Source organism: Streptomyces bobili, from assembly GCF_002154575.1.
In the GTDB taxonomy this organism is placed as follows: domain Bacteria; phylum Actinomycetota; class Actinomycetes; order Streptomycetales; family Streptomycetaceae; genus Streptomyces; species Streptomyces bobili.
Window position 1 is genome coordinate 1 of record NZ_MUBA01000603.1, and the last position, 4,076, is coordinate 4,076.

At 71.7% G+C, this 4,076-nt stretch carries 4 protein-coding genes and 1 pseudogene; 3 read left to right on the forward strand and 2 right to left on the reverse strand.

Going from position 1 to position 4,076, the window contains the following annotated elements:
• Positions 1-315 (reverse strand): annotated as a pseudogene (locus tag BZL64_RS34680) (helix-turn-helix domain-containing protein); the annotation flags it as partial.
• A gap of 242 nt (positions 316-557) precedes the next feature.
• On the opposite strand from BZL64_RS34680, the gene BZL64_RS34685 reads away from it, so the two are divergent.
• Positions 558-893 carry a hypothetical protein gene (locus BZL64_RS34685; protein WP_086773048.1) on the forward strand — a complete coding sequence of 112 codons (336 nt, stop codon included), beginning with the start codon at positions 558-560 and terminating at the stop codon, positions 891-893.
• Positions 894-956: 63 nt separating this feature from the next.
• Positions 957-1,739 carry a hypothetical protein gene (locus BZL64_RS34690; RefSeq protein WP_167396244.1) on the forward strand — a complete coding sequence of 261 codons (783 nt, stop codon included), beginning with the start codon at positions 957-959 and terminating at the stop codon, positions 1,737-1,739.
• A gap of 44 nt (positions 1,740-1,783) precedes the next feature.
• On the opposite strand, the gene BZL64_RS34695 is transcribed toward BZL64_RS34690, so the two are convergent.
• On the reverse strand, positions 1,784-2,101 hold the full coding sequence (locus tag BZL64_RS34695) for a trypco2 family protein (protein WP_229894720.1): 318 nt from the start codon (positions 2,099-2,101) through the stop codon (positions 1,784-1,786).
• 97 nt (positions 2,102-2,198) lie between these two features.
• Between BZL64_RS34695 and BZL64_RS34700 the strand changes: the two genes are divergently transcribed.
• Positions 2,199-3,911: a trypsin-like serine peptidase gene (locus BZL64_RS34700; RefSeq protein ID WP_086773050.1), complete on the forward strand. Its 1,713-nt coding sequence runs from the start codon at positions 2,199-2,201 to the stop codon at positions 3,909-3,911.
• Positions 3,912-4,076: the final 165 nt, after the last annotated feature.

The following is a 4,076-nucleotide window of genomic DNA, read 5'->3' on the forward strand; positions in this document are numbered from 1 at the left end:
CAGCCCGATCGGGCTGCCGTGGACGAGGAAGAGGAAGTAGGACTCCAGGTCGGATCTCCGGATGTGCGTGTGCGTCCGTCGGGCCGACATGGGTGAGAAGGAGTACGCGGACACCTCGGTACCGGTCAGCTCCAGTGCGGTCGCCATCCCTTTGAAACGGTCGGCGTGCTCGCTGGCCACGGACACCGGCATGACCGTCCGGCTGACCATCTGCGTCCACCAGTCGAAGCCTTGACGTCCGCTGACGACGCCGGTGGAGACGAGTGCAGGCCGCGCCGACGCTCTGTGCTCACCCGATTCCTCGCGCGCCATCATCCCCCCGGTGCAAGCGACACCCCCTCCATGCTGCGGTGCGGGGCGGGCCGGGGGTAAGGCAGATGCACGCCAGTTGCGGGCGTGCCCCGTGCACCGCGGCATTCCCCTCGGACAGGCTGTGACGGCCGGCCGTGCGCTCATTGCCAAGAAGGTCTGCGCGCACTGCGAACGACCGGGGGTGATCGCGCACAGCAGAGTTGTCACCTGCACGGGTCCGCAACCCCATCCGCAGAGGAGATCCCATGCTCGTCCGACATCGTCTGGGAGTCACCGCCGCTGTGGCGGCCATGGCTGTCGGCGCAGGAGTGGTCGCCGCCACTCCGGCCTCCGCCGTCATCACCGGCTGCACGTATGTACACGTCACGGGAAGCGGCGGTCACCGGGGGGCCGCGGTCACCTGCAAGGGTGACGGCACTTCGCGCTTCCAGGCAGCCGTCACCTGCAAGAGACTCGACACCGGCTACGAGTACCGGCACGACGGTCCCCCGGAGTGGGCCTGGCCGGGTGGCGGCACGTCCACGGTGTGGTGCGATCTCGGCGCCAACGTGATCCACGTGGCCTACGTTCGCCTGTCGTAGGCGCCGGATCAGGCGGACGGTGTGGGGCGGTGTCCGGTATCCGGAGGGCGGAGGAGGCAGGTCTTGAGCGGTCCGGGTGACGCGACGGCCCCTGACCGGCGCGTCGGTGAACTGGCAGCGCTGGTGTCGGCGATCACCGCTGTCGTCGGACTCCTGCTGGCGCTGTTCGGGGTTCCGTTCGTGGGCGGGTCACCCGTCAATCGAAGCGTTGCCGCCCCTGTCGATTCCCCGGCCACCGCGACGGCGACGGCCACAGCCACGGCGGCCTGGTCGGCGTCGGCCGTGCCGACGAACTCCGGTTCCCCGGGCGCGTCCGGCGAACCCGGCACGGCGCCCGCGGCCTCAGCCCCGTCTCCGTCTCCGGACGTACCCGAGGGCTGGCGCCGGGTGGGTGAACCGGCTCTCACGGTCGTCTTCGCCGTGCCCGACGGTTGGGTCCGGAGGCCGGCCGGCGCCATCCAGAGCACATGGCGTTCCCCTGACGGCACGCACGAGATGAGCGTCAAGCGGGACACCTCGTACGGGGCGACACCCCGCGAAGCCTCCGTCGGACAACTCGCCTGGTACCGCGACACCGCAGCGTCATCGATGGCCGGTCTGAAGGCCGTCACCCACACCACGCGGCAGAACGGCAAGGACGCGCTGTGGCTGGAGATCGACTACCACTGGGCCGGGCAGACAGAGCCCCGCAAGCGCGTCGAGGTCTTCGTCGCGGGCAGCGCGGGCCACGTCTACCAAATGCTCTTCGACACGGCCGCCGGCCCCGGGAACCTGAACCTGGCCACGCAACGGGGGTTGTTCGCCACCGCCCGAGCACACCTGTTGATCGACAGGAACGCGCCCTGAGTGTCCTGCGCTGCACTCACGCCGGCGACGGCGAGGGCACCGTCCTACCCGTCGTCGCGGTCGTCCGCTTCCGGCAGCGCACGGTCCTCGTTGCGGCTGACCGAGACCCGGCCTCCCGTACTCGTCTCCGGCTTCAGTTCCACCTGCACCTGATGGGTCGTCTGACGGTCGACGGACCCGCCGAGTTCGGCCGTGACCACGCCGATGCGTACTCCGCCGCGGGCCGTTCCGGACTGGTGGACCTGCACCGTGAACGTCAGGCTCACCTTCTCCACGGTGAATCCCAGGGCGCGGCCCTGCGCCTCGTCACGGGCCCGCTCCAGTTCGCCCCGGATCTGGCGGATCACCTCGGTCAATCCCACGAACCCCGGCCCGTCCGTCAACTCGCATCCCCTACAAGCTCGTTGATCCCATGTCGCCACAGTATGCGGCAGGACCGGACGCTCGTATAGTTCTGGTATGGCGGCCGACGGGGGTGTCGATGATGGTTCGTCACTGGGGACGCCTTGCTGGGCGGTGCGCATCCGGCGGGCGGACGGGAAGATCGCGGGCGCCGGCATTCTGCTGAGCCCGGACCGGGTGCTCACCTGTGCGCACGTGGTCGAGGACAGGGACGCGCGGTTCACCGCCGAGTTCGTCGGCGCGGCGCCCGGTCTCGCGGTGCCCTCGGTGACGGCACGGGTCGACGGGGACGCGTACGTGCCGAACACGCGCGACGCCGACGGCGATCCCAGCGGTGATGTGGCACTGCTGCGGCTCGAACGTGCCAGACCTGCCGGTGAAACGACACTGCTGCACCGGCTCTCCGCACCCGACCGCACGGTGCAGATGTACGGCTTCCCCTACGACCACAACGGCGGCATCTGGTTCCGGGCGGTCATCGTCGGCGGCTGCGGTCGCGACGGGCAGGTCCAGCTGAGCCCGACCAGCCCCGGCGAACTCGCCAGTGCGGGGTGCAGCGGTTCGGGCGTGATGGACACGGTGACCGGCAAGGTCATCGGGATGGTCCTGAGCGGGATCGGGGACCGGCACGGGAACCTGTTCTCCTTCATGAGCCCGGCCGAGACCATCGTCCGGCACCTCCCCCAGGTCGGCCGGTGGACGCGGGGAAGGACGGCCGTCGACGACCGGCTCAGATCCACGCGCGAGGACGCGGCCGAGGCCCTGCTCGACGAGCCGTTCGCCCAGCGCCTCACCGACTGGCTCCAGGACGACGGACAGCAGGTGAAGATCAGCCTGGTGCCCACCGGCGACGCGGTGCGGGCCGCCACCCTGCGCCGCGCCATCACCCTGGCCGACCGGGAGTTACGCACCTCGGCCTCCGTGAACCGGGCCTCCCTCGATCCGCCCGGCACCGTCCCGTCGGCCGGCGGCCATGACCTGGCCGTGGACGCGGCGGGGCTCACCGCCACCCAGGTCGGGGAGCGGATCGCCGAACGCATGGGGCTGTGGCAGCATCCGGCCGACCCGGTGGCCGAACGCATCGGGGCCGCGGACGTCACCCTCACCCTGGTCGTCGTCGGCGTCGACGAGGCCGCAGACCCGCCCGCCCTGCTGGACCTCCTCGACACCCTGCGCGCCAGGGGAAACCGCCTGCTGCTGGTCTTCCGCACCGCCGACGCCGCGTACCGGCGAGCCCGCCGCGAACTGGTCGTCGAGCCGGAACGGGAACGCCGCGCCCGCCTCGTCGAGCGGCTGGAACGGATCACCGGACCCCTCGCCCAGACTCTGCACCGACGCCTGGCCGCCGTACGGGCCGAGGGCCTCCGGCCCGCCGACGCGGACCTGGTGAGGGCCCATGCGGCACTGGCGACGCTCGGACGTGCGCGGGACGACGACGGCGTCCCGGTCCGGGACCTGGTCCGTTACGAGCGGCTCGCCCACCGGGTGGCCGCCCGCATGACCACGGCCATCGGCACACTCGACCGGCTCCGCGAGCGGCGGGAGGAACTCGACGGCAGGCTGCGCGGCTACCACGTCCTGCACCTCGACTCCGTCCAGGGCAAGGAGGCGGACCTGGCCCTGGACGCTCTCCGGCTCCGCGCGCACGAACTGTTGCAGGCCCGGCCGTGCGACGTGAAAGCCGCCGAGGCCGCCGTGGAGGCCTACACCAGTCATGTCGACCGCGCGGCACCTCCGCGACAGGGAAAGGGAGGTGCCTCCGCGTCATGACGTCCCCACCGGCGCCGTGCCCGAGACCCGACTGCGCGGACGGCGCCATCATGGTGACCGGCTTCTGCGACACCTGCCACCGCCGGCCACCCGAGAAGGCCCGCACGGCCCCGGCGCGGCCCGCCGCCGTACCCGAGGCGCCCGCGCGCCGGGGCCGTGCGGGCC